Origin of the sequence: Kitasatospora sp. MAP12-44 (genome assembly GCF_029892095.1) — a bacterium.
Lineage (GTDB): Bacteria > Actinomycetota > Actinomycetes > Streptomycetales > Streptomycetaceae > Kitasatospora.
This window is the reverse complement of the sequence record NZ_JARZAE010000004.1, coordinates 8,025,552-8,047,012: the sequence shown is the minus strand read 5'-3', so window position 1 is coordinate 8,047,012 and position 21,461 is coordinate 8,025,552. Positions and strand designations below refer to the sequence as shown.

9 protein-coding genes are annotated in these 21,461 nt (G+C 73.2%); 3 read left to right on the top strand and 6 right to left on the bottom strand.

Annotated elements, in window-relative coordinates; all coding sequences use genetic code 11:
- The 5 genes from P3T34_RS36180 to P3T34_RS36160 form a co-directional block, all read right to left on the bottom strand.
- On the bottom strand, positions 1–1,587 hold the full coding sequence (locus tag P3T34_RS36180) for a glycosyltransferase family 39 protein (RefSeq protein WP_280670530.1): 1,587 nt from the start codon (positions 1,585–1,587) through the stop codon (positions 1–3).
- A gap of 1 nt (position 1,588) precedes the next feature.
- Positions 1,589–4,336, bottom strand: coding sequence for a glycosyltransferase family 2 protein (locus tag P3T34_RS36175; protein ID WP_280670528.1), 2,748 nt, complete (start codon positions 4,334–4,336; stop codon positions 1,589–1,591).
- Positions 4,337–4,481: 145 nt separating this feature from the next.
- Positions 4,482–9,134, bottom strand: a complete 4,653-nt coding sequence (locus tag P3T34_RS36170; RefSeq protein ID WP_280670526.1) for a choice-of-anchor D domain-containing protein — start codon at positions 9,132–9,134, stop codon at positions 4,482–4,484.
- Positions 9,135–9,381: 247 nt separating this feature from the next.
- On the bottom strand, positions 9,382–10,152 hold the full coding sequence (locus P3T34_RS36165) for a leucyl/phenylalanyl-tRNA--protein transferase (RefSeq protein ID WP_280670524.1): 771 nt from the start codon (positions 10,150–10,152) through the stop codon (positions 9,382–9,384).
- Entirely contained in the window at positions 10,149–13,439 is a 3,291-nt protein-coding gene (locus P3T34_RS36160; protein ID WP_280670522.1) for an amino acid adenylation domain-containing protein, read from the bottom strand. Before P3T34_RS36160 ends, P3T34_RS36165 begins: the two co-directional genes overlap by 4 nt.
- Positions 13,440–13,755: 316 nt before the next feature.
- Here P3T34_RS36160 and P3T34_RS36155 point away from each other — a divergent pair, with 316 nt between their 5' ends.
- Together P3T34_RS36155 and P3T34_RS36150 are read left to right on the top strand one after the other, a co-directional pair.
- Positions 13,756–16,899 (top strand): EAL domain-containing protein, encoded by a 3,144-nt coding sequence (locus P3T34_RS36155; protein WP_280670520.1) that lies wholly within the window; start codon positions 13,756–13,758, stop codon positions 16,897–16,899.
- A gap of 27 nt (positions 16,900–16,926) precedes the next feature.
- Positions 16,927–19,098 carry an FUSC family protein gene (locus P3T34_RS36150; protein ID WP_280670518.1) on the top strand — a complete coding sequence of 724 codons (2,172 nt, stop codon included), beginning with the start codon at positions 16,927–16,929 and terminating at the stop codon, positions 19,096–19,098.
- A 31-nt stretch (positions 19,099–19,129) separates the two neighbouring features.
- Here P3T34_RS36150 and P3T34_RS36145 read toward each other — a convergent pair whose 3' ends face one another.
- A complete protein-coding gene (locus P3T34_RS36145) occupies positions 19,130–20,569 on the bottom strand; it encodes an alkaline phosphatase family protein (protein ID WP_280670516.1) in 1,440 nt (479 codons plus the stop codon).
- A gap of 263 nt (positions 20,570–20,832) precedes the next feature.
- On the opposite strand from P3T34_RS36145, the gene P3T34_RS36140 reads away from it, so the two are divergent.
- A complete protein-coding gene (locus tag P3T34_RS36140; protein ID WP_280670514.1) occupies positions 20,833–21,450 on the top strand; it encodes an NlpC/P60 family protein in 618 nt (205 codons plus the stop codon).
- Positions 21,451–21,461 lie beyond the last annotated feature (11 nt).

Below are 21,461 nucleotides of genomic sequence, written 5' to 3'. Positions count from 1 at the left end.
TCAACCGGCGTCGGCGCGCCAGACGAACCAGGTGCCCGCGCCGTAGCTGCTGTCCGCCGCGACCTTGGCGATCAGCTGGTAGCCCTTGCCGGCGGTCAGGTCGCCGTCGATCTGGCGGTCCAGCGCGGCAGTCGGGCCGTAGCGCAGCACGATCAGGTCGAAGTAGCGGTCCGCGATCGCGGCCTTGTAGGCGGGGACACCGGTGTAGTGCTGCCCCTTCTTGTCGGTGTACTCGAAGTAGTAGGTGCCGGACCACTGGTAAGGCTGCACCAGGTCGCGCAGGTAGTACCGGGGGACCTCGGACTCCTCGACCAGGTAGCGGCCGGTGGTCGGGCGCACCTGGGTGCGCAGCACCTGGACAAGACCGGTGGCGTCGGGCCACTGCTGGAACAGCGCCGCCGACTGCGATATGCCCAACCCGGCCACCACCAGGCAGATGCCCAGCGCCAGTCCGAGCCGGCGCGGGTCGTGCAGCCGGGAGCCGAGCAGCCGGGAGATCGCGTAGCCGGCCATCGGCGAGGCGAAGAAGAGCCCGTAGCCCACGTGCTTGTGCAGCGAGGTGAGGGTGTGCAGGTGGATCTGGTAGGCGGGGGCGAGCAGGGCGGTGCCGGTGAGCAGCAGGCCCAGCGCCAGCCGCCCGGGGCGGCCGCCGCCGCGTTCGCCGGTGCGCGCGGCGTGCGCCCGGACCAGCAGCACCGCTCCCGCGATGGCCAGCACGAACACCGCGCCGCCGTACTCCACCGAGCTGCGCACCAGCAGCCCGGTGCCGTCGGTGCCGACCGCGCGGGCCGTGGTGGTGCTCTTCAGGCCGACCATGAACGCCCGGCCGGCCAGGCTGACCAGTCCGTACCCGCAGCCGAGCGCCGCCACCACCACCAGCAACCCGCGCTGCACGGCGCGGTTGCGACCCCGCTCGGGGATGGCGGCCAGCACGGCCAGCGCGATCACGGTGGGGGCGTAGAGCAGCGCCGCGTACTTGGTGAGCGCGGCCAGCACCAGCGGCGGGCCGGCCAGCGCGGCCGTGAGGGCGGGCAGCCGGACCGTTCGGACGGCCGTCCAGGAGGCCAGCGCGAGCAGGAAGAGCGCCATCGCGTCGTACGTGGCGAGGTGGCCGAGGAAGAGCGTGGGGCCGGTCACCGCGAAGACGGCGGCCGCCGGCAGCGCGGCGGGGCGCCCGAACAGCCGCCGGGTCAGCGCGTGCAGCAGACCGGTGGTGGCCAGCATGAAGAACAGGCTCAGCGCCCGCGCCCCACCCAGCCCGGCGAAGCTGTCGGCGAGCGCGCCGAGCACCGGGTAGAGGAACGGCGCGCCCGAGAAGTAGCTGGAGTAGTTGTCGAAGGTCGGTGTGTGGTGCAGGAGTTGGGCGATCTCCCGATGACCGGCGTAGAGGTACAGCGACTCGTCCTGGAACGCGCTGTTGCTCAGCCGCCAGCTGAGCACGGCCTGCAGCACCAGCAGGCAGAACAGCGGGACGCGGGTGCGCACCGCCGCCCAGCGGTGGCCGGCCGCGACCCGGGCCAGCGCGGCCCGCAGGCCGCCGTCGGGCTCCTCGACGACCGGAGCCTCGATGGGGAGAACAGCGGTCATCTCAGGAGCCTCCGGAGAGTCGGCGCATCAGCCGGCCGGCGGCTTCGGTGGTCTGCGGGTCGGCGGTCAGCGACCAGCTGCGGGCGGCCGCGGAGTTGACGTCCAGCTCCGGGCCGGTCTGCTGGTAGACGACGCCGGCCACATCGCTGCGCGCGGCCACCGCGGCGGTGAGCCGGTCCAGCCAGGCCGCGCGCTGGGCGGGCGGGCCCGCGCAGCTGACGTCGACCATCAGCGGCTTGCCCGGGTGGGCGGCCGCCGCGCCGGCCAGCGCCCGGGCGGGGTCGACCCAGACCGTGCCGGGGTACTCGAAGAGCGTCACGGCCACCGCGTCCACGCTCGCCGCGGGCGGGGCGTAGGCCGCGTCGGCGGTCGGGTCGGCGGGGCCCCACACCCAGCCGACGTTGCTGGCCCCGGCGCCCCGGACGAGCTGCTCGATCCGGTTCCAGGCGGGTGCGACGTCCTGCGGGATGCCGCCGCGGGCGACGGCAGAGCTGGCCGCGTAGTTGCGGTCCGCCTCGGGCAGCACGGTCAGGTAGATCGGCTTGCCGTACGCGGCGATCTCCCGCGCCCAGCGCTGCAGCGCGGCGTCGTCGACGCCGTTGGCGACGGCGGTCAGCGAGGAGTCCAGCCCCGGCTTGCCGCGGTGCGAGAGGACCAGGGTCAGCCACGGCACACCGCCGGCGGCGCTGACCGAGTTGGCCCAGGCGGTGTCCAGATGCGCGTCGATCTCGTCGGTGCGCGCGCGCAGGGTGAAGCTGAGGCCCAGCGTGCTCTGCAGCGAGACCGCCTGGAGCTGCGAGAGCGATCCGGCCCCGACGAACGGCCGCCCCGGCGCGGCCGCCGGCGGCAGGCCGGCGACCGGCGTGGTGGCGCCGCCTGCGGTGGACACCGTGGCGAGTCCCGCGACCAGGCCGAGCACGCTGGTCAGCGCGCCCGCCGAGATGAACCGTCTGGTCCGGCTGGGCAGTCGGCGGGCCCTGGCACGAAGGCCCCGGCGGACCCGACGCGGCTCCTCACCGCGCACCACCCGCTCCGCGGCCACCGCCGGCGCCGCAGCGGCGGCGGCCTTCACGTCCTGGCGCACCAGCGAGAGGTGCACGCAGATCAGCACGCACAGGTAGGCCAGCCAGAACGCGGCCAGGTAGTAGGCGGGCTCCCGGTGCAGCGTCAACGCCAGGACGAGCGAGGCGAAGCAGGCCGCCAGCGCGATCAGGTGCCAGCGGGCGGTGCGCCAGGCCGAGCCCGCGGTGCGCTTCTTGGGCGTGATGGTGAAGCGCCCGCGGTTGCCGGTCACCGTCATCCAGAAGGCTCTGATCAGCGACGGGAACGAGCCGAAGCCCACCACGATGCTGCGCCAGCTGGTGGTGCGCCAGGCGGCGTGCGCGAAGGCGACGGTGGCCAGTAGGTAGTACGGGACGAAGTGCGCGAGGAACTGGCCCAGCGTCGCACCGCGCACACCGGTCGCCCCGGTGACCAGGTAGAGCACCGGCGCGACCAGGAAGACCAGGTCGCGCACGCCGGCCAGGTAGTGGGTGACCGCCAGGCCGTACTGCAGGCGCTGCTGGGCGCGCAGGCCGCCGCGCCGGGGCAGCAGCAGGTCGCGCCAGTGGCTGCCGAGCACCGAGAGGGTGCCGCGCGCCCAGCGCTCCTGCTGCTTGAGGTAGGAGTTGAGGTCGACCGGGCCGAGCCCGACGGCGAGCACCTCGGGCAGGTAGACACTGCGCCAGCGCGGGGCCAGCCGGATCGAGGCGGCGAAGTCCTCGGTGACCGAGTCGGTGGGCAAGCCGCCGATCTCGTCCAGGGCGGCGGCCCGCAGCACCACGTTGGTGCCGCAGATGAACGCGGAGTCGTGCAGCGCCTTGCCCGGGCAGAGCAGCCGGTAGAAGAGCGACTGCTGGTCGTCGGCCCAACGGGCCACCGGATTCTCCCGGTTGCCGTAGAACTGGCCGGACTGCACCCAGCCGACCCGGGCGTCCTTCATCGGGGCCAGCGTGTGCAGGAAGAACTCCTCGCGCGGGATCTGGTCCGCGTCGAAGACCACCAGCAGCGCGTCACCGGTGGCGTCGAGCAGCTGGCGGGCGTTCTCGATGTTGCCCGCTTTGGCGCCGCCGCCGACGGTACGGGTCACGCAGACCACGTCGAGCCGCTCGCACAGCGCGACGATGTCGTCGCTGCAGTCGGCGCCGGCCACCCCGCCGTCGTTGCAGACCACCACGGTGATCGCGGCGTGCGGGTGCGCGGCGAGGTAGCGTGCGCGCGCGGCCAGCACCCCGACCAGCGTCTCCTCGACGATCTGCACGCCCTCGTCCACCGTGGGCACGAAGACGAACACCGGTAGCAGGGACGGATCCTGATCGTCCCTCAGCTGCTCGGCCCGGCGCGGCCAGACGGTGTTGTGCAGCCCCATGGTGTGCAGGGCGGCGTGCAGTTCGGCCAGGAAGAGCGGCAGCCCGATCCACCAGGCGGACCAGGAGAGCACCGACAGCCGCCAGGAGAGGTAGTCGACGGCGCTCACGAAGACGGCCAGGGCCAGGGCGATCAGCCGCAGGCTGCGCCCGTGCCAACCGCCGACCCAGGCCAGGCCGACCCCGAGCAGCAGGGTGGCCAGCGGCAGCAGCGGCCCTGGCTGGTACCAGGCGATGCCGGCCGCGCAGAGCGCCACCGCCGCCCGCCCCGACCAGACCGCGGCGCGGCCGGGCTCCCGGTATGCGGTGGGCGGGTGCGCGGTCTCGTAACTGCCGCGTACCACCGCGTGCGGCGTGGCAACGGCATGTCCAGTCGTGGATTCGATCTCTTCGAACTGCGTGCTCGCAGCACGCAACCCCCCTGCTGTCCCCACAGCCGATCCCCTCCGAAAGCCCTCACGGGCTCCCCACCTGTTCGTTCGTTGGCTGTCACATGCTGTAGCTGATGGTGGGGCTGCTCACCACATGGTTGTCGGTCAACCCGCCGACCCCGCCGGTGAAGGCGACCAGCACCTTGGGCGGCAGGGTGACGGCGGTGTCCATGATCTGGGTGCCGTCGAGGCTCACCACCAGGTGCCCGGCCGCGGTCACCTGCACGTCGACGGTGTGCGTCGCCCCGCGCAGGGCGGGGATGTTGGTGGCGGACTGCAGGGTCGTCAGCGCGGTCGAGGCGGTGCCGGTCGTCCCGAGCGAGGCGAAGTTGTAGGAGTTGACCCCGCCCCCCGGGTAGGTCTGCAGGCCGACGAAGGTGCCGGGCAGACCGCCGACGCCGAGTGAACCACCGGTCGCGCCCAGCGAGTTGACGGACGCCCCGGCCGGGTCCAGCAGGGCCAGCGCCAGCCCGTCGGCACCGGTGGTGCCCGCGCCGCCGATCTGCTCGTTGAAGGTGACGTGCAGACCCGCGGAGGGGACCGCCGTCGAGTTGACGATCGAACCGGCCGCGAACTTCTGCCCGTCCGTGGTCAGCGTGACGGTCGAACCGGCCACCGTGGCCTTGCCGTTGGCGGTCCAGCTCGGGTCGGTGAAGGCGGGCAGGGTCTGGCTGAGCGGCTTGCCCGCGGTGATGGCGACGTTGCGCACGATGTGGTTGTCGTCGCTGCCGCCGTTGGATCCGGTGAAGCCCACCAGCACGCTGGGCTGCAACTGCACGGCGGTGTCCAGCACCTGGGTGCCGTCCAGCTGGACGACCAGGTGGCCGGCCGGCGTGTAGTCCACCGTCACGGTGTGGGTGGTGGCGCGCAGCGAGGGCACGGTGGCGTTGGTCGCGGTGTAGGTCGCGTCGGGTCCCGAGCCGGAGGTCGAGGTGGCCACGGCGACGAAGTTGTTCGAGTTCGCCGTGCTGTTCCAGTCGGTGACCAGGGCCACCGCGACACCCTGCAGACCGGCGAAGCCGAGGCCGCCGCCGGGGGTGCCAGGGCCTACGGGCGTGCCGGCCGCCGGGTCGAGCAGCGCGAAGGTCAGCCCGTCGGCGCCGGTGCCGCCGTCCATCTCGGCGGTGAACGAGGCGTGCAGGCCCGAGGAGGGCACCGCGGTCGGGTAGAAGGACGAGCCCGCGCCGTAGCCGCCACCCGCCTTGGTCAGCACCAGGTCGGTGCCGCTCATCGCGGCCGAGCCGCTGAGCTGCCAGGAGGCGTCGGTGGTCGCGGGCAGCTGCTGCCCGGCCGGGACGACCGGGGCGGCGGTGCCGGTCAGCGGCACGGTGGTCGTCCCGCCGCTGGTCGTCACCGCGAGGGTGCCGCTCTGCGCTCCGGCCGCCGCCGGGGCGAAGGTGACCGGGATCTGCACGCTGCCGCCGGCCGGCACCGCGGTCCCGGCGGCGGGCAGCGTGGCGGTGAACGGCACGGACGGCGCCGTCACGGCGGTGACCGTGGTGGCCAGGGTGGAGCTGTTGGTCAGCTGCAGGGTCAGGTTCTTGCTGTCACCGGTGGGCAGCGTCCCGAAGTCCAGCGAGGGCGAGCCCGCGGTCAGCGCCGGGGCCGTCGCGCTGGTGCTGGTGCTGATGGTGACGGCGCTGACGGTGTGCACGTCGGCGCTGGCGCCGGTGGCGGCGGTGAAGCCCGCGTAGGCCGAGACCGGCAGCGGCGGGGTGGTGTCCAGCAGCTGGGTGCCGTCGACGCTCACCGTCAGGTGCCCGCCGGCCACCGCCACCGCCACCTGGTGGGTACCGGTGCGCAGCGAGGTGGGCAGCGCCGCGGTGGCCAGGAAGCTCAGGTTGTCGATGCCGCTGTTGGGACCGACCGCCACGCCGACGAAGTTGCCGGAGCTCGCCTTGCTGTTCCAGGAGGTGACCAGGTCGACCGAGACACCCGGCAGACCGGAGAAGCCGAGGCCGCCGCCGGTGGCGCCGAGACCGGCCGAGGTCGCCTTGCTCGCGTCGAGCAGGCTGAAGGAGAGCCCGTCACCGCCGGTGCCCGGGCCGAGCTGGGCGGTGAAGGAGGCCTTGAGGCCGTCGGTCGGCAGCGGGTTGGTGAAGAAGGAGGAGCCGGCCGACTGGTTGACCTGCCCGGTCAGTTGGACGGTGCCGGCGCTCGGCAGCGTCGCGGTGCCGTTGGTGGTCCAGGTGCCGCTGGCCGGGACGGGCAGCGTACCGGTGCCGGTGCCGGTCATCGGCTCCAGCATGGCGCCCTGCCCGGCGTCACCGGTCACCTCGTAGTCGGCGCTCTGGGTGCCGGGCACGGTCGGGGTGAAGGTGACCGACTGGTGGACCACCTGGTCGGGGCCGATCACCAGGCCCTCGGCGAGCGGGGTGGAGGTGGTGAAGTCGTCGTTGGGCGCCTTCGCCTTGGTGACCGTGACCGGCACATTGCCGTTGTTGGTGATGTCGAAGTCGCCGGTCGCCGAGCTGCCGACCGGGACGTTGCCGAAGGAGACCGTGGGCGGGCTGAAGACCAGCTGGCCCTGGCCCGCGGTCGCGGTGCCGTTGATCGGGACGGTGAGCGTGCCCGAGGTGCTGGTGACCGTCAGCGCGTCGGTGTTGGTCCCGGCCGCGGTCGGCGCGTACGTCACCGAGGCCACGAAGGAGCTGCCCGGCGCCACCGACGTCCCGACGGCCGGCAGACCGGTGACGCTGAACGGCGCGGACGGGGAGGTGGTGGCGCTGACCGTCTCGGCGGCGGTGCCGGTGTTGGTCACCTGGACGTTGACGGTCGAGTTGGTCCCGCTGGGCTGCTCGCTGAAGGTCGCGCTGCCGGGCGAGGCGGCGAGGCCGGCTTTGGTGCCGCTCCCGTGCAGGCCGAGCAGGAAGCTGCCGGTGGCGGTGGTGACGGTCAGTTGGCCGCTCAGGCCGCCGGCGGCGGTGGGGGCGAAGGAGACCGGCACGCTGAGCTGCTGGCCGGCCGTCAGGGAGACCGGCAGGGTCGGCGGGGTGGCGGCGAACGGTGCGCCGGCGCTGATCCCGGTGATCGTCACGGCGCTGCTGGCGGTCAGGGTGGCGGTGCCGGTGCCGGTGGAGCCGACCGCGACGTTGCCGAAGTCGACCGGCTGGCCGTTGAGCGAGGTCTGCGCCGGGCGGCCGAAGGCGATCACCATGCCGTCCCGGGTGCCGACGTAGACCCGGTTGCCGTCGGTGGCCGGGGTGGCGAACTTGACGGCCGTGCCGATCGGGGCGGACCAGACCAGCTGGAGGATGCCGTTCGCGTCGGGGATCGGGTTGTAGGCGCGCAGCGAGGCGCCGCCGCCGGTGGGGCCGCCCGAGTAGACCACCCAGACCAGGGCGCTGCCTGAGGTGGTGCCGTCCGAGGTCACCACCGGCGAGCCGCTGGTGTAGGGGAAGGTGTCCTTGCTGGTGCCGGCCAGCGAGAGCGCGGGCACGCCCGCGCCGGTGACGCCGGCCTTGAGGGCGCGCAGCGGCCCGCCGTTGCCGACCATGTAGACGTAGCCGCCGTCGCCGCCCCAGACCGCGGGGTGTCCCCACTGCCCCTGGTACGGGCCGATCACGCCGACGGCCGCGTCGGTGCCGCCGGGGCCCTGCGAGCGGCCGCCCAGGTTGTCGCGGTCGAGCAGGAAGATCCGGCCGTCCTTGCCCTGCTGCACCAGCAGGTGCGGGTGGGAGGGGGTGCCGAAGCTGTCGGGCAGCCCCATCGGGCCGCCGGAGGCCATGTCGGTGTCGTTCTGGTCCAGCGTCGGTGCGTTGGCCGGGCTGAAGAAGTCAGCGGTGGACAGGCTCTGGTCACTGTTCACCTGGAGCCGGACCACCGACTCGGAGAGCGTGCCCGGCGGGGGCGTACCCGGCTGGGTCAGGCCCGGCCCGGGCGGCGGGTTGATGCCGTTGCCGGTGGCCAGGAAGATCCGCCCGGGACCGTCGGAGACCAGGCCGCCGCCGGACATCCAGATGCCGCCGCCCTGGTTGCTGGAGCCGACCTCGGTCGCCCACATGGAGGTGAGAGCCGCCTTGGTGGTGCTGACGCCGACCACGTAGCCGCGGTACGGGCCGAAGTCGCAGTGCGAGCCGAACGCCGCGTAGACCACGCCGTCGAGCAGCAGCAGGCCCGGGCGCTGCATCTGCCGGTAGGGGTCGAAGGCACCGGTGGGGTCGTTGCCGGGGGTGCCGGCGATGGTGACCGGGAAGCCCGGCTTCTCGGCACCGGAGGCCGGGTCGAGGGCCTGCATGTACCAGTGCGGATGCTGGGCGTCCGGGCCGTCGTTGACCTTGGTGGTCAGGTAGACCGCGTTGCTCACCGGGTCGTAGACCGGGGTGGCGGTGGAGCCGACGTTGGGCGCCAGGTCACCGCAGTTGATGGCGGAGGCCGGCCAGGTGGGGCCGAAGTCGCGGGTCCACTTGATGGTGCCGTTGACCGGGTCGAGGCCGTACACCTTGTCGTTCTCGGTGGTGGCGACCAGCGTGCCGTTGATCGAGAGCGGCTGGGCGTAGACCTGCCCGTCGAGCTGGGTGGAGAAGAGCTGCCCGAAGTCGGAGGACTGCACCGAGGACTGACCCAGGCCCGGCTCGTGGCTGTCCCAGCCGGTTCGCAGGGTGTCGGTGGACACCGTCGTCTCGTCGGCCGCGGCCCGGGAGGCCGTCAGCCCCAGCAGCGCCGCCAGCAACGCGGCGACCAGCAGGACCGGCAGGGCCGCCGATCGCATGGAAGGTCGTCTGAACAGCGCGCCGCTGCCGGCGCGCACGTGTGTAGGCATACCCATCCCCACCCCGGCCCGACGGCACGTCGGGCACCCCCACCTGGTGAAACGGCGGGCACCGCCTCACGGCATGTCAGATTACCTGCACGGCACAGCACTTATCTCCACATTTGGATTTCAGACCGCACCGTTCGCTCCCCCGTTGCCGTTTCGCGATCCGGCAGACCGGCAGCTCCCAGCGGCTGGACCGGGCTCAGGCCAGTCGGCGGGCCGGTAGCGGGTGGTCGGGCGGCGACGGCGGGGCGGGGGCGCCGCGCAGCAGGTCGAGGTAGCGCGAACGCGGCAGCGGGGCGGCGCCGATGGCGCGCGTCTGCGGGCTGTCCCACTGGGTGTCAAGCAGCGCCCCGCCGACCCGGGCGAACCGGTCGGCCAGGTCGGCGAGCGCGACCTTGCCGGCGTTGGAGCGCCGATGGAACATCGAGTCCAGACTCAGCACCGGCCCGGCCCGTAGCCCGAAGACCCCGCCGACCAGCGTTTCGCCCTCCCACACCTCGGCGCTCAACGCCCAGCCAGAGGCGTGCAGCGAGGCCATGCTGTCGGCCAACTCCTCGGTGAGCCACTGCGGTTCACGGTCGGTCCGGCACTCCTCGACGACCTGGCCGAAGGCCCGGTTCAGGCTGGTCGACCACGGCGTGCGGTTGCGCAGCTGCTTGGCGAGGCTGCGCCCGGGCCGCACGCCTTCCACCGCGAGCACCGGCCGCGGGTCGGGGCACCACCAGGACACCGCGTACGGGTCGCGGGCGTCGTCGCCCACCAGCGCGATCAGGCCGTCCGCGACCTGCTGCTCGTAGCGGGCCTCGTTGAGGTCGCGCAGCAGCGGGCCGGCGGCGGGGAAGGGGAAGAGCCCGGCGCGGTAGGCCGCCAGCAGGTTCGCCGGGCCGAGGTCCCCGCAGAAGGCGACCGGTCCGCCCGCCGGAGCCCGTCGCAGGTCGAGCGCCGCCCAGCTCGCGCAGCGCCTGGTCATGCGACGGCTCCACGGCCGACCCGCGGCGGGGCGAGGTAGCCGGTGGCCAGCAGGTGCTCCAGATAGCGGTCGAGCAGCCGGCCGTCGACCGGCGGGATGTCGATTCCGCTGCCGTCGAGCGCGGCCTCCGAATTCGACCGGCTGAACTGCGGGAAGGTCCTTCGGAAATACAGTTCACTCACCGTCAACTCGGTGCCTGGACTGCGGTCGACGAACAGCGGAAGAAAGGAGGTCATGGGGTGGTTCGGGTGGGCGGCGGCAAATCCGGAGAATCGCCGCACCCATTCCGGATACGGCAACTCCTCCACCGGGTAGCCGAATCCCCGGATCCGCTGGACGAGCAGGTCGATCTGCGCGTCGCGCGGATTGGTCAGGTGGTAGGTGACGCCGGCTGCCCGGTGCCGGGTGGAGATATGCACCATGGCCCGGGCGAAGCAGTCGGCGGGCAGGAAGTCCAGTGGCAGATCGACATCGGGGCTCCAGCCGGTGTCCGCGATGAACTTGATCAGCGCGCACATCTCGGTCCCGGTGTTCATCACCCCCGTCCGCTGGTCGCCGGTGACGTCGTTGAGCCGGTAGACCGCGACCGGCAGCCCCGCCTCGGAGGCCTGCTGCAGCAGCGCCTCGGCCACCCACTTGCCCTCGACGTAGCCGACCGCGAGGTAGTGCGGGTAGCGCAGCGGGCTCTGCTCGGTGACCTGGCGCACCCCGGCCGCGCCGTAGCCGGCCAGCACCGCCAGGCTGGAGAGGTAGTGCACGGGGATCCCTCGGGAGAGGCCGGCCAAGTTGATGATCTCCCTGGTCCCGGCGATATTGGCGGCACTCAGCTCGCGGTAGGGGTAGATGAAGTTGACCTGGCCGCCGCAGTGGTAGATCAGGTCGACGCTGTCGCCGAGCGCCTGGAACCGGGCCCGCTCCATCCCCAGCAGCGGCTGGGCCAGGTCGCCGACCACCGGCACCACCCGGCCGGCCGACCACTCGCCGAGCGGGTCGTGGTCCAGGTGGCGGCGGCAGGCGGCTCGCAGCCGTTCCAACGCGTGCCCGGGGTCCTTGGCGCGCACCAGGCAGTGGATCCGCGCGCCGGTGCCGCGCAGCAGCGCGTCCAGCAGGTGCGCACCGCAGAAGCCGGTGGCCCCGGTCAGCAGGACGTCGGCGGGCTGCTGCCAGTTCGGCCGGGGCTCGGCGTCGCAGCGGATCGGCACCCCCAGTTCGCTCTCCACCGCGAAGTCGAGCCGGCCGGGGCCGGCGGCGTCCAGGGTGCCGGCCCGGGCGGCCAGCGTGCTGCCGACGAACGCGGCCAGCACCGGGTCCTCCAGCAACGCCCTGGTCAGCGCCCGTAGTTGGGTGACGCCGATACCGAACATGATCCGCACCCGGGCCAGCATCTCCATGGCCAGCAGCGAGTTGCCGCCGATCTGGAAGAAGTCGTCGCTCTCGTCGACCTGTTCGAGGTGCAGCAGCTGGACCCAGAGCTGGCTGATCCCGGCCGCCACCGACGCCCCGTGCGCCGGCACCGGCCCGGCGGCAAAAGCAGTGGCCTCGGCAGGCGCGTCAGCAGACACAGCGGCAGGCACGGCAGGCGCAGCCGGGGCGGGCCCGGCGCGAGCGGCGCCGCCGTCGCCGTACGAGAGCCGCCGGCGGTCCACCTTGCCGTTGCGGTCCAGCGGCAGCGACTCGACGGCGGTCAGCCGGGCCGGGAGCATGTAGCCGGGCAGCGCCTCGGCGAGAAAGGAGCGCAACTCCGGCTCCCCCACCGCGCCGTCCGCCCGGGTGTAGAAGGCCGCCAGGCCCCGCTCGCTGCCGACCGGCACGGCCACCACCGCCGCCTCGCCGACCCCCTGGTGGGATGCCAGCACGGACTCCACCTCGGCCGGGTCGACCCGGAACCCCCGGATCTTCACCTGGTCGTCGATCCGCCCCAGGAACTCCAGTCGCCCGTCCGGCCGCCAGCGCCCCCGGTCACCCGTCCGGTACATCCGCCCGCCGGACTCGGCGGCCTCCGGGTCCGGCAGGAAGGCCTCGGCGGTCCGGCCGGGCTGGCGCCAGAAGCCGCGCGCCACGCCGCAGCCGCCGATGAAGATCTCGCCGCGCCGCCCGGCCGGGACCGGCCGCAGCGCGGCGTCGAGCAGCTGCACGGTGGTGTCCGGCAGCGGAGTGCCGATCGGCACCGGGCCGGCGGGCGCGGCGGCCAGTACGTCCGCGTCCAGGTGGCAGAGGGTGGAGGTGATGGTCGTCTCGGTCAGCCCGTACGCGTTGACCAGCTGCACGCCGGGCATCCGCCGCTGCCAGCGCCGGCAGTCGTCGGCCTGCACGGTGTCGCCGCCGACCACCACCATGCGCAGCGCGGCCGCCGCGGCGCTGGCCTCCCCCACCGCGCCGAGGAACTGGTGCCAGTAGGAGGGGGTGAGGTCGGCGATCGTGATGCCGTACTCGCGCAGCCGGGCGGGCAGATCGGTCGGCGCCCAGCCGTGACCGGTGGGCAGCACCAGCGTGCCGCCGCCGAGCAGCGTGGCGAAGATCTGTTCGAGCGAGGTGTCGAAGCCCAGTGCGGCCAGCTGCAGCACGCGGTCGGTCGGACACAGACCGTACGCGTCCACCAGGTTCAGCAGCACCCGGGCGAAGGAGCGATGATCGACCATCACGCCCTTGGGGACGCCGGTCGAGCCGGAGGTGTAGATCATGTAGGCGAGATCGTCGGGGTGCGGACCGGTCGGCAGCGCCGCTCCCGGGCCCGGCGCCGGCTGCCGCCCGTCCTGCTCCAGCAGCACGACCTCGGCGTGCCCGGCCGCGAACCCGGCGTGATCGGCGCCGGTCAGCACCAGGGTGGACGGCGAGTCGTCGAGCAACTGGGCCAGCCGGCGATCGGGCAGCGCGGGGTCCACCGGCAGGAACGCGGCGCCGGCCTTGAGCACCGCCAGCAGCCCGACGACCATGCCGGGGCTGCGTTCCAGGCAGACCGTCACCACCGAGTCCGGGCCCGCCCCGAGCCCGCGTAACCGCCGGGCCAACCGAGCCGCCCGCACCTCCAACTGCGGGTAGCTGAGCGCGCCGTGCGCCCACACCACCGCGGGCTGCCCGTCCGCCTCGTCCGCCCGTTCGGCCAGCAGCCCGGGCACGGTGGCCGCCGCGGCGCCGGGGCCGGTCGGGCGCAGATCGGTCCAGCGCGCACCGACGGCCGCCAGGCAGTCCGCTCGGGAGGCGGGCTCCCCCACCCGCCGCCAACCGGACGGAAGCTGACGGTCCGCCGGCCAGAGCGAATACTGGCCCCTGGAATTGCTGACGACCACCTGGAATTCATCGGCCGCCGACGATGGGCCAACCGGTGACTCAACCGGTGAGTCGGCCTTCGGCGAGAAGGAGTCGTGGTCCGCCACGTCGGGCCCTCCCGGTCTCTAGGGCGTGTTTCGAATATACGCCTGCGGGCCACGGCGCAGCAGAACAGCCCGACGACCGGCCCGCCACCGGGCAAGTGCACGGAAACATCCAGGAATTACAGCCTCCGAGCGGTCCGGTATGCTGGTGGTGAATTCCGCCCGAAAGCTGTCGCGCGTATCCCGGCGCCGCTTGCCCAGGTGCCTCTCGCGTATCTCGGTGGAGCACTGCATGCACAATGCGCTGACCAACTGGCGGTGGCCCTACGTCACGCTCGGTTTCCTCGGGTGGATGAGCCTGCTCACGGCCATGTACTACGCCCACCCCAGCGAGCGGATCGTCTGGTGGACCGGGATCGGTCTCAGCGGAGTGGCCGCGATCATCCTCGGCACCGTGCGCAACCGCCCCTCGCACCCGCTGCCGTGGCTGCTGCTGGCCGCGGCCAATCTGAGCTTCACCGCGGGCGAGGTCTCCGAGGTGGTGCTCACCCAGCTGCTGCACCAGGGGAACCCGTTCCCGTCGGTGGCCGACGGCTTCTACCTGGCGACCTACCCGCTCTACGCCGCCGGACTGCTGATCTTCATCCGCCGCCGCAGCGCAGGCCGCGACCGCGGCAGTCTGATCGACGCGCTGACCTTCACCGCCGCGCTGACCCTGCTCTCCTGGATCTACATCGTCCTGCCGAACGTGCACAGCGCCGGCCTGACCTGGGTTCAGAAGGCCTTCGCGATCGCCTACCCGCTGGGCGACATCCTGGTGCTGGCGATGCTGCTGCGGCTGCTGGTGCCGCACGGCCCCAAGAGCCTGGCCCTGAAGCTGCTGACCATCGGCACGGTGGGGATGCTGGTCTCCGACGTGCTGTTCGGCCTGATCCAGCTCTACGGGACCTGGCACATCGGCACCGCCGTCGACCTGGGCTGGGCGGCCTACTACACCCTGTGGGGCGCGGCCGCCCTGCACCCGTCGATGGTGACGATGACCCGCCCGGTGCTGCGCCAGCCGCAGTCGGAGGTGGGGCGCGGACGGATCGGGCTGCTCTGCTTCGCCTCGATGATCGCCCCTGGCGTGCTGCTGCTGGAGGCGGTGCGCGGCAACAACCGCGACGCCGGGGTGGTGGGCGCGTTCTCGGCGCTGCTGTTCCTGCTGGTGCTGGCCCGGCTCTCGGGGGTGGTCGCCGCGCACCGGCTGACGGTGGCGCGCGAGCGGGCGCTGCGCTCAGCCGTCGGCGCACTGGCGGCGGCCACCGGGGTGCACCAGGTGACCTCGGCGATCCGGAGCGCAGCCGCGGCGCTGCCGCCCACCCACCCGCAGCGCCAGGTGCTGCTCGGGCTGAGCGACGACGGTCAGTTACGACTGCCACCCGGGCCCAGCAGCACGGCCGCCGGCCCGCCCTTCCCCCGGCTGCCCTCGGCGGTGCGCGCCTTCATCGCCACCCGCCGCACCCAGCTGCGCCCGGTCGCCGAGCTCGGAACGGGCTTCGGGGAGATGCTGCCCGGCAGCGCCGACGCGCTGCTCTGCCCGCTGGCCCTCCAGGACCGCCCCTCGGGCGACCCGCTGATCGGCGTGCTGATCATCGGCGGCGAGGAGGAGGAACTGGTTGCCCTGCTGAGCCCGGTGGAGTCGCTGGCCTCCCAGGCCGCGCTGGCGCTGGAGCGCATCACGCTGAGCCAGGAGGTCAACCGGCGCAACAGCGAGGCGTACTTCCGCACCCTGGTGCAGAACGCCTCGGACGTCATCCTGATCCTGGACGACGACGACCGGGTCCGGTACGCCAGCTCCTCGGCCGACCAGGTGCTCGGCTACCCGTCGCTGCTCGGCGCGGCGATCGCGGAGCTGGTGCCGCCCGAGGAGAGCGCCTCGGCGGTCGGTGCGCTCACCCAGATGCGCAGCCGCGACCACCGCGACCGGCGCGAGCACTGGCGGATGGTGCGGCACGACGGCGTGGGCATCGAGGTCGAGGTGCGGGCCAGCGACCTGCGCCGCGACCCGACGGTCCTGGGCCTGGTGCTCACCCTGCGTGACGTCACCGAGCAGCGGCAGCTGGAGCGCGAGCTCAGCCACCGCGCCTTCCACGACTCGCTGACCGGGCTGGCCAACCGGGTGCTCTTCCAGGACCGGGTCAACCAGGCCTTCCTGCGCGGAGTGCGCGGCGGGCTGGCGGCCGGGGTGCTGCTGATCGACCTGGACGACTTCAAGGTCGTCAACGACACCATGGGCCACGGCGTCGGTGACGAGCTGCTGGTCGCGGTCTCGCTGCGGCTGTCCACCATCGCCCGGGCCTCGGACACCGCGGCGCGCCTGGGCGGCGACGAGTTCGCGGTGCTGATCGAGAACTCGCTGGGCCCCTCCGACGTGGAGGCCTTCGCCAACCACGTGATCAAGGCGTTCACCGACCCGTTCCGGCTCAGCACCGGCCCGGTGAACATCTCGGTCAGCGTCGGGATCTCCACCACCGAGGACAGCGAGGACGCCGCCGAGCTGCTGGCCCACGCCGACCTGGCGATGTACGCGGCCAAGGGGGCCGGCAAGCGCCAGTGGCGCCGCTTCCACCCCGTGCTGCAGGCCGGCATGATCGAGCGGCACGAGCTGCAGGAGAGCCTGGACGCGGCGGTCGCCTCGACCTCGTTCACCGTGCTGTACCAGCCGATCGTGGAGATCTCCTCGGGCGGTCTGGTCGGCTTCGAGGCACTGCTGCGCTGGCCGCACTCCAGCCGGGGCATGGTGCCACCGGAGCAGTTCATCGGACTGGCCGAGGAGAGCGGCCAGATCGTCCCGCTGGGCGCCTGGGTGCTCGGCCACGCGGCCGAGGAGGCCGCCCGCTGGCAGCGCGCCGGGCACGGGTCGCTGTACGTCAGCGTCAATGTCTCGGCCCGCCAGTTCCGCGATCCCGGCTTCGTCGACGTGGTCCGCCAGACCCTGGAGCGCTACGAGCTGGATCCCGGCTCGCTGGTGCTTGAGCTGACCGAGAGCGTGCTGATGCGCCGCGACGACCGGATCCGGGCGGACATGCTGACGCTGAGCGAGCTGGGTGTGCGGCTGGCGATCGACGACTTCGGCACCGGCTACTCCTCGCTCAGCTATCTGCGCGAGTTCCCGATCACCATCCTCAAGATCGACAAGTCCTTCATCGACGGGCTCGGCAAGTCCACCCAGCAGTACGCGCTGGTGGAGGGGATCACCCGGATCGCCGAGACGCTGGGGGTGCGGGTGATCGCGGAGGGCATCGAGAACACCCAGCAGCGGGATCTGCTGGCGATGATGGGCTGCCCGCTGGGCCAGGGCTACCTGTTCTCCCGGCCGGTGGCCTCGGAGCGGGCGGCGGCGCTGATCCGCGGCGGCGGCGACCTGGCGGCGCTGCCCCCTCGGCTCGGCTGACGGGCGGCGGCGGCCGTGGGCGTGAACGTGAGCGTCCGGTCGGAGAGCCCCGCGGCGGTCCTGCGGGGCCTGCGGACCGGTCGCGGCTCCGCGGCCACCGCCGCCCGCCGCTCGGTGCGGGTGACGGTGGCCGCCTGCGCGGGCTTCTACAGCTGCCTCTACGGACTGCACCAGCCGGTGACCGCGACCTACGCGCTGTTCGCCGCCGTGTCGATGGCCGGGCTCTCGCGGATCCCCGGCTCGGGCCGCCAACGCGCCGCCGTGATCGCCCGGGTGCTGCCGCTCGCCTGGCTGCTGGTGAGCGCGGGCAGCCTGCTGGCCGTACGGACCTGGGCGGCGGTGGCGGGCATGCTGGTGATCGGCTTCTGGCTGGCGTTCGCGGCGGTCGGCGGGCCTCGGCTGGCGGGCGCCGGCCCGGGGCTCCAACTGCTCTACATCCTGCCGTGCTTCCCGCCCTTCGTCCCGCAGGAGCTGGGCGAGCGGCTGGGCGGCGCCACCCTGGGACTGGCCCTGCTGATCGCCGCCGAGTCGCTGCTGCTGCCCGACCCGGCCACGCCCGGCTACCGGCAGCTGCTGGCCGACGCCGCCGAGGCGGCCGGGGACTGCGCGGGCGAGCTGGCCCGCGACCCGTGGACGCTCGGCGCCGGCGCGCGCGAACGGGCTCGGGCGGCCAGCGAGGCGCTGCGCCCCTCGCGGGTGGCCGAGGCCGAGCGCCCGGCCGGGCCCGGTGTCCGGCAGCGGGCACTGGCCCACGCGGGCGGCGCCGCCCGGCAGTTGCTGGCCCGACTGCAGGACCTGCCGGCGGCCGGCCCTCCCGGCACGCGCCCCGGCGAGCCCAGCCTGGGGCTGCTGGCGGAGGTGAGCGCGGGAGGCGTCGCGGCGGGCGCGGTGCTGCGCGGCGGCGCCGCGTCAGTCGACGCCTCGGCCGTTGATGCCTCGGCTGTTGATGCCTCGGCCGTTGATGCCTCGGCCCTGGAGACGAGGCTGGTGCAGTACCGGCGCGGGCGCGTCGGGCGGGCCGGTGGGCGGCCCGCCGTGCTGCTGCGGCAGTCGGCGCTGATCGAGGCCGCCGTCTCGGCGCTGACCCTGCTGCACGCCACCGAGCTCGCGCTCAGCGGGCGCACCGACCAGCCGGCGGACGGACCGTTCTGGTACGCACGGCAGAGCACCTGGCAGCTCTGGCGCCACCGGCTGGCCGGCCACCTGAGTCGGCGCTCGGTCTACTTCCAGAACGCCGTGCGGCTGAGCCTCGGGCTGGCCGCCGCCCGCGCGGTCGCCGGGGTGGTCTCGCTGCCGCACGGCTTCTGGGCGATGCTGGCCGCGCTGACGCTGACCCGGTCCACCACCGCGCAGACCCGCACCACGGTGCGCCAGGCGCTGACCGGCACGATGGCGGGCGCACTGGTCGCGGCGGCGCTCCTGGTGCTGGTCGGCCACCACACCACCGTCTACGCGGCGGCCCTGCCGCCGCTCATGCTGGCCACCTTCTGCCTCGGCCCGCTCCTGGGCGTGGGCTGGGCGCAGGCCCTGTTCACCCTGGTGGTCTCCACGGTCTTCGCCCAACTCGCGCCGGCCGGCTGGCAGCTGGCCGAGGCCCGGATCCTGGACGTGCTCACCGGCAGCCTGATCGGACTGCTCTGCGGGCTGCTGGCCTGGCCGCGCGGCGGGCACGACGAGCTGCGCCGGGCCACCAGAGCGCTGCTGGCCGCCATCGCGGCGAGCGTCACCACGACGGCGGCGAGTGTGACGAGCGGGGACACTCGGCAGCCACCGGCACCCATCACCGTGCAGCACGCACTGCTGCTGGCCGAGTCGTCCTACGCGCAGGCGCAGTGCGAACCGGCCGGCGCGCGCTCCGGCCGACTGGACTGGCAGGCCGCCCTGCTGGCCGGCCACCACGCGATGAACGGCGCCCAGCGGCTGCTCGACCACCACGACCCGCCCGGCACCCCCGGACTCGGCCCGCTCGCCGGCCACTGGCTCCAGGACCAGGCGGCCCAGGTGGCCGGCCGGTACCTGCTGCTCGCCGAGGAGTTGGACCGCGCGGACGCCGCTCGACCGATCGACCCGGCGCCCGCCCCGGCCTTCGCCTACGCCGACACGCCCGCCGCCGCGCTGCCGCTCCTCTTCGACACCGGCGCGTGGCTGCAGGGCCTGACCAACGACCTGCGCCGCATCACTCCTGCCGCACCGCCCTGAACTGCTGTACTGCTCAGCACTGTTGTACTGCTCAGCGGTAGTGCTGCGGCGGGACCTGCCGGCGCCCGCCGCGCTCCTGACGCGGCGGACGCTGCTCGGCGCCGGGCAGGGTGGGCGCCGGCAGCGTCGCCACCTCCTGCTCGGCCAGCGCGAGTTGGGCCGCCGTGGGGGGAAGCTGCGGTGCCGGGCGGGCGGCGCTGCCGAACTGGAAGGCGGAGGTGAGGTCGCCGAAGGCCCTGCGGCGCCAGTCGCTCACATTGGCGGCCTGTACGCCCGTGAATTGCTCCAGGAACTGCAGCACCGAGGTGTGGTCGAAGGCCTCGGAGGCGACCCAACCACCCACCGTCCAGGGCGAGACGACGATGCACGGGACCCGGAACCCGCCGCCGATCGGCAGCCCCTCGACGTACTCGTCCACCGTGCCGCGAACCGGCACCGGCGGCGGCACGTGGTCGAAGAGGCCGTCGTTCTCGTCGTAGTTGAGGATGAAGACGGTCTTCGCCCAGACCTCCGGGTTGGCCGCGATCGCCTCGATCTTGGAGGCCACGAAGTCCGCACCGGCGGCAGGCAGGTAGTTCGGGTGCTCGGACTGGGTGCTGGTCGGCAGGATCCAGGAGACGGCCGGCAGGCGGTCGTTGCGCGCGTCGTCCTCGAAGGTGCCGGTCGGCTGCGCGGTCATGCCCTTGTCGTAGAGCGGGTCGCCGGGCTTGGCCTGCTGAAAGGTGTCGAAGAGCGACAGCACGTCCGTGCTGTAGTTGTCGGCCTCCTGGTAGACCTTCCAGCTGACCCCGGCCGACTCCAACTGCTCGGCGTAGGTGGTCCACTTCAGCGGGGTGGGCGCGTCGTTCTGCAGGATCGGACCGCCCTGGGTGCCGGCCGCGTCGATCGAACCCGTCATCCAGTAGAGGCGGTTGGGCCACGTCGGGCCCTGCACCGAGCAGAAGTAGTTGTCGCAGATGGTGAACGACTCGGCGAGCGCGAACTGGAAGGGGATGTCGTCGCGGGTGTAGTACCCCATCACATACGGGCCGTTGTCCCCGTCGGCCGCCCGGTGGGCCGGCAGCCACTGGTCCATCTTGCCGCCGTTCCAGGCCTGGTGCTGCACCGCCCAGGCATGGCTGGTGGACGGAATCGCCTGCGCGCTGGTGGTGCGGGTGTCCAGGTGGAAGGGCAGCAGGTAGCCGTCCGGGTTGACCTCGTCCGGCTGGTAGAAGACCGAGCGGCCGGTGTCCAGGCGCAGCGCGTCGGGGTCGTTGAAGCCGCGCACCCCGGACATCGTGCCGAAGTAGTGGTCGAAGGAACGATTCTCCTGCATCAGCAGGACGACGTGCTCCACATCGCGCAGCGAACCGCGCCGCGCCCCGGCCGCCACCGCCTGCTGAACACTCGGCGGCAGCAGCGCCATCGCCGCCGCACCGCCTGCCACACCGGCCGCCGAACCCAGCAGCCTGCGTCGGGTCATTCCGGACACTGGTCTCTCCCTCTGTGCCGACACGCACGAAAGCGCCTGAGGTACGGACGCACCAACCGGCTATGACTCTGACTCATTGACAGGTCCATTGTCAGCAGGGCGATCCGTGAACAGCTGGACAATCTCGGGGACGCCTCGCCACATCGCTGGAGGCCCGTACACCCGACGGGATTATGTCGCCGTTCACCTGCTGGGCAGCCGCTTTACTCCGTGCACGGCGGGTCGCGGCCGGCAGCCGGTGTGCAGCGCCTAACCTCGGCCGGGTGGAAATCAACCCTGTTTTGCGCGGCCTGACTTCACGGGGGCGCCGGCAGTTCCTCGGCCGGCTGCTGGCGGTCGCCGGCGTCGCGGCGGGCGGCTCGCCGGCCGCCGGAGCGGGCACCGCACGGGCGGCCGGTGGCGAGGAACTGGGCCGCCAGGTACTGGCGGTGGCGCAGCGTCAGCTCGGCGTGCCGTACGCGTGGGGCGGCGGCGACCGCCTCGGGGCGGGCCCCGGCTACTGCGAGGACGACAACGGCTACCTCGACGGGGTGTGCCGCGGCGAGGACACCATCGGATTCGACTGCAGCGGCCTGACCCTCTACTGCTGGTACACCGCCAGCGGCGGCGCGGTCGACCTCGGGCACTACACCGTCGCGCAGTTCCACAAGGGCACCCCGGTGGAGCGCGCCGAGCTGATCGCCGGGGACCTGCTGTTCTTCTCCCGCCCGGACGCCCCGCTGCACCACGTGGGTGTCTGCACTGGGGACGGCGGCATGATCCACGCGGCGCACACCGGCACGCTGGTCGCCGGGCTGGCGGACGTGTTCCACGACCCCGTCTGGGGCGCCGAGTACGCCGGCGCCGTCCGGCCGGTCCCGGCAGCCGTTCGGGTGAAATGACGTCGGGTCAG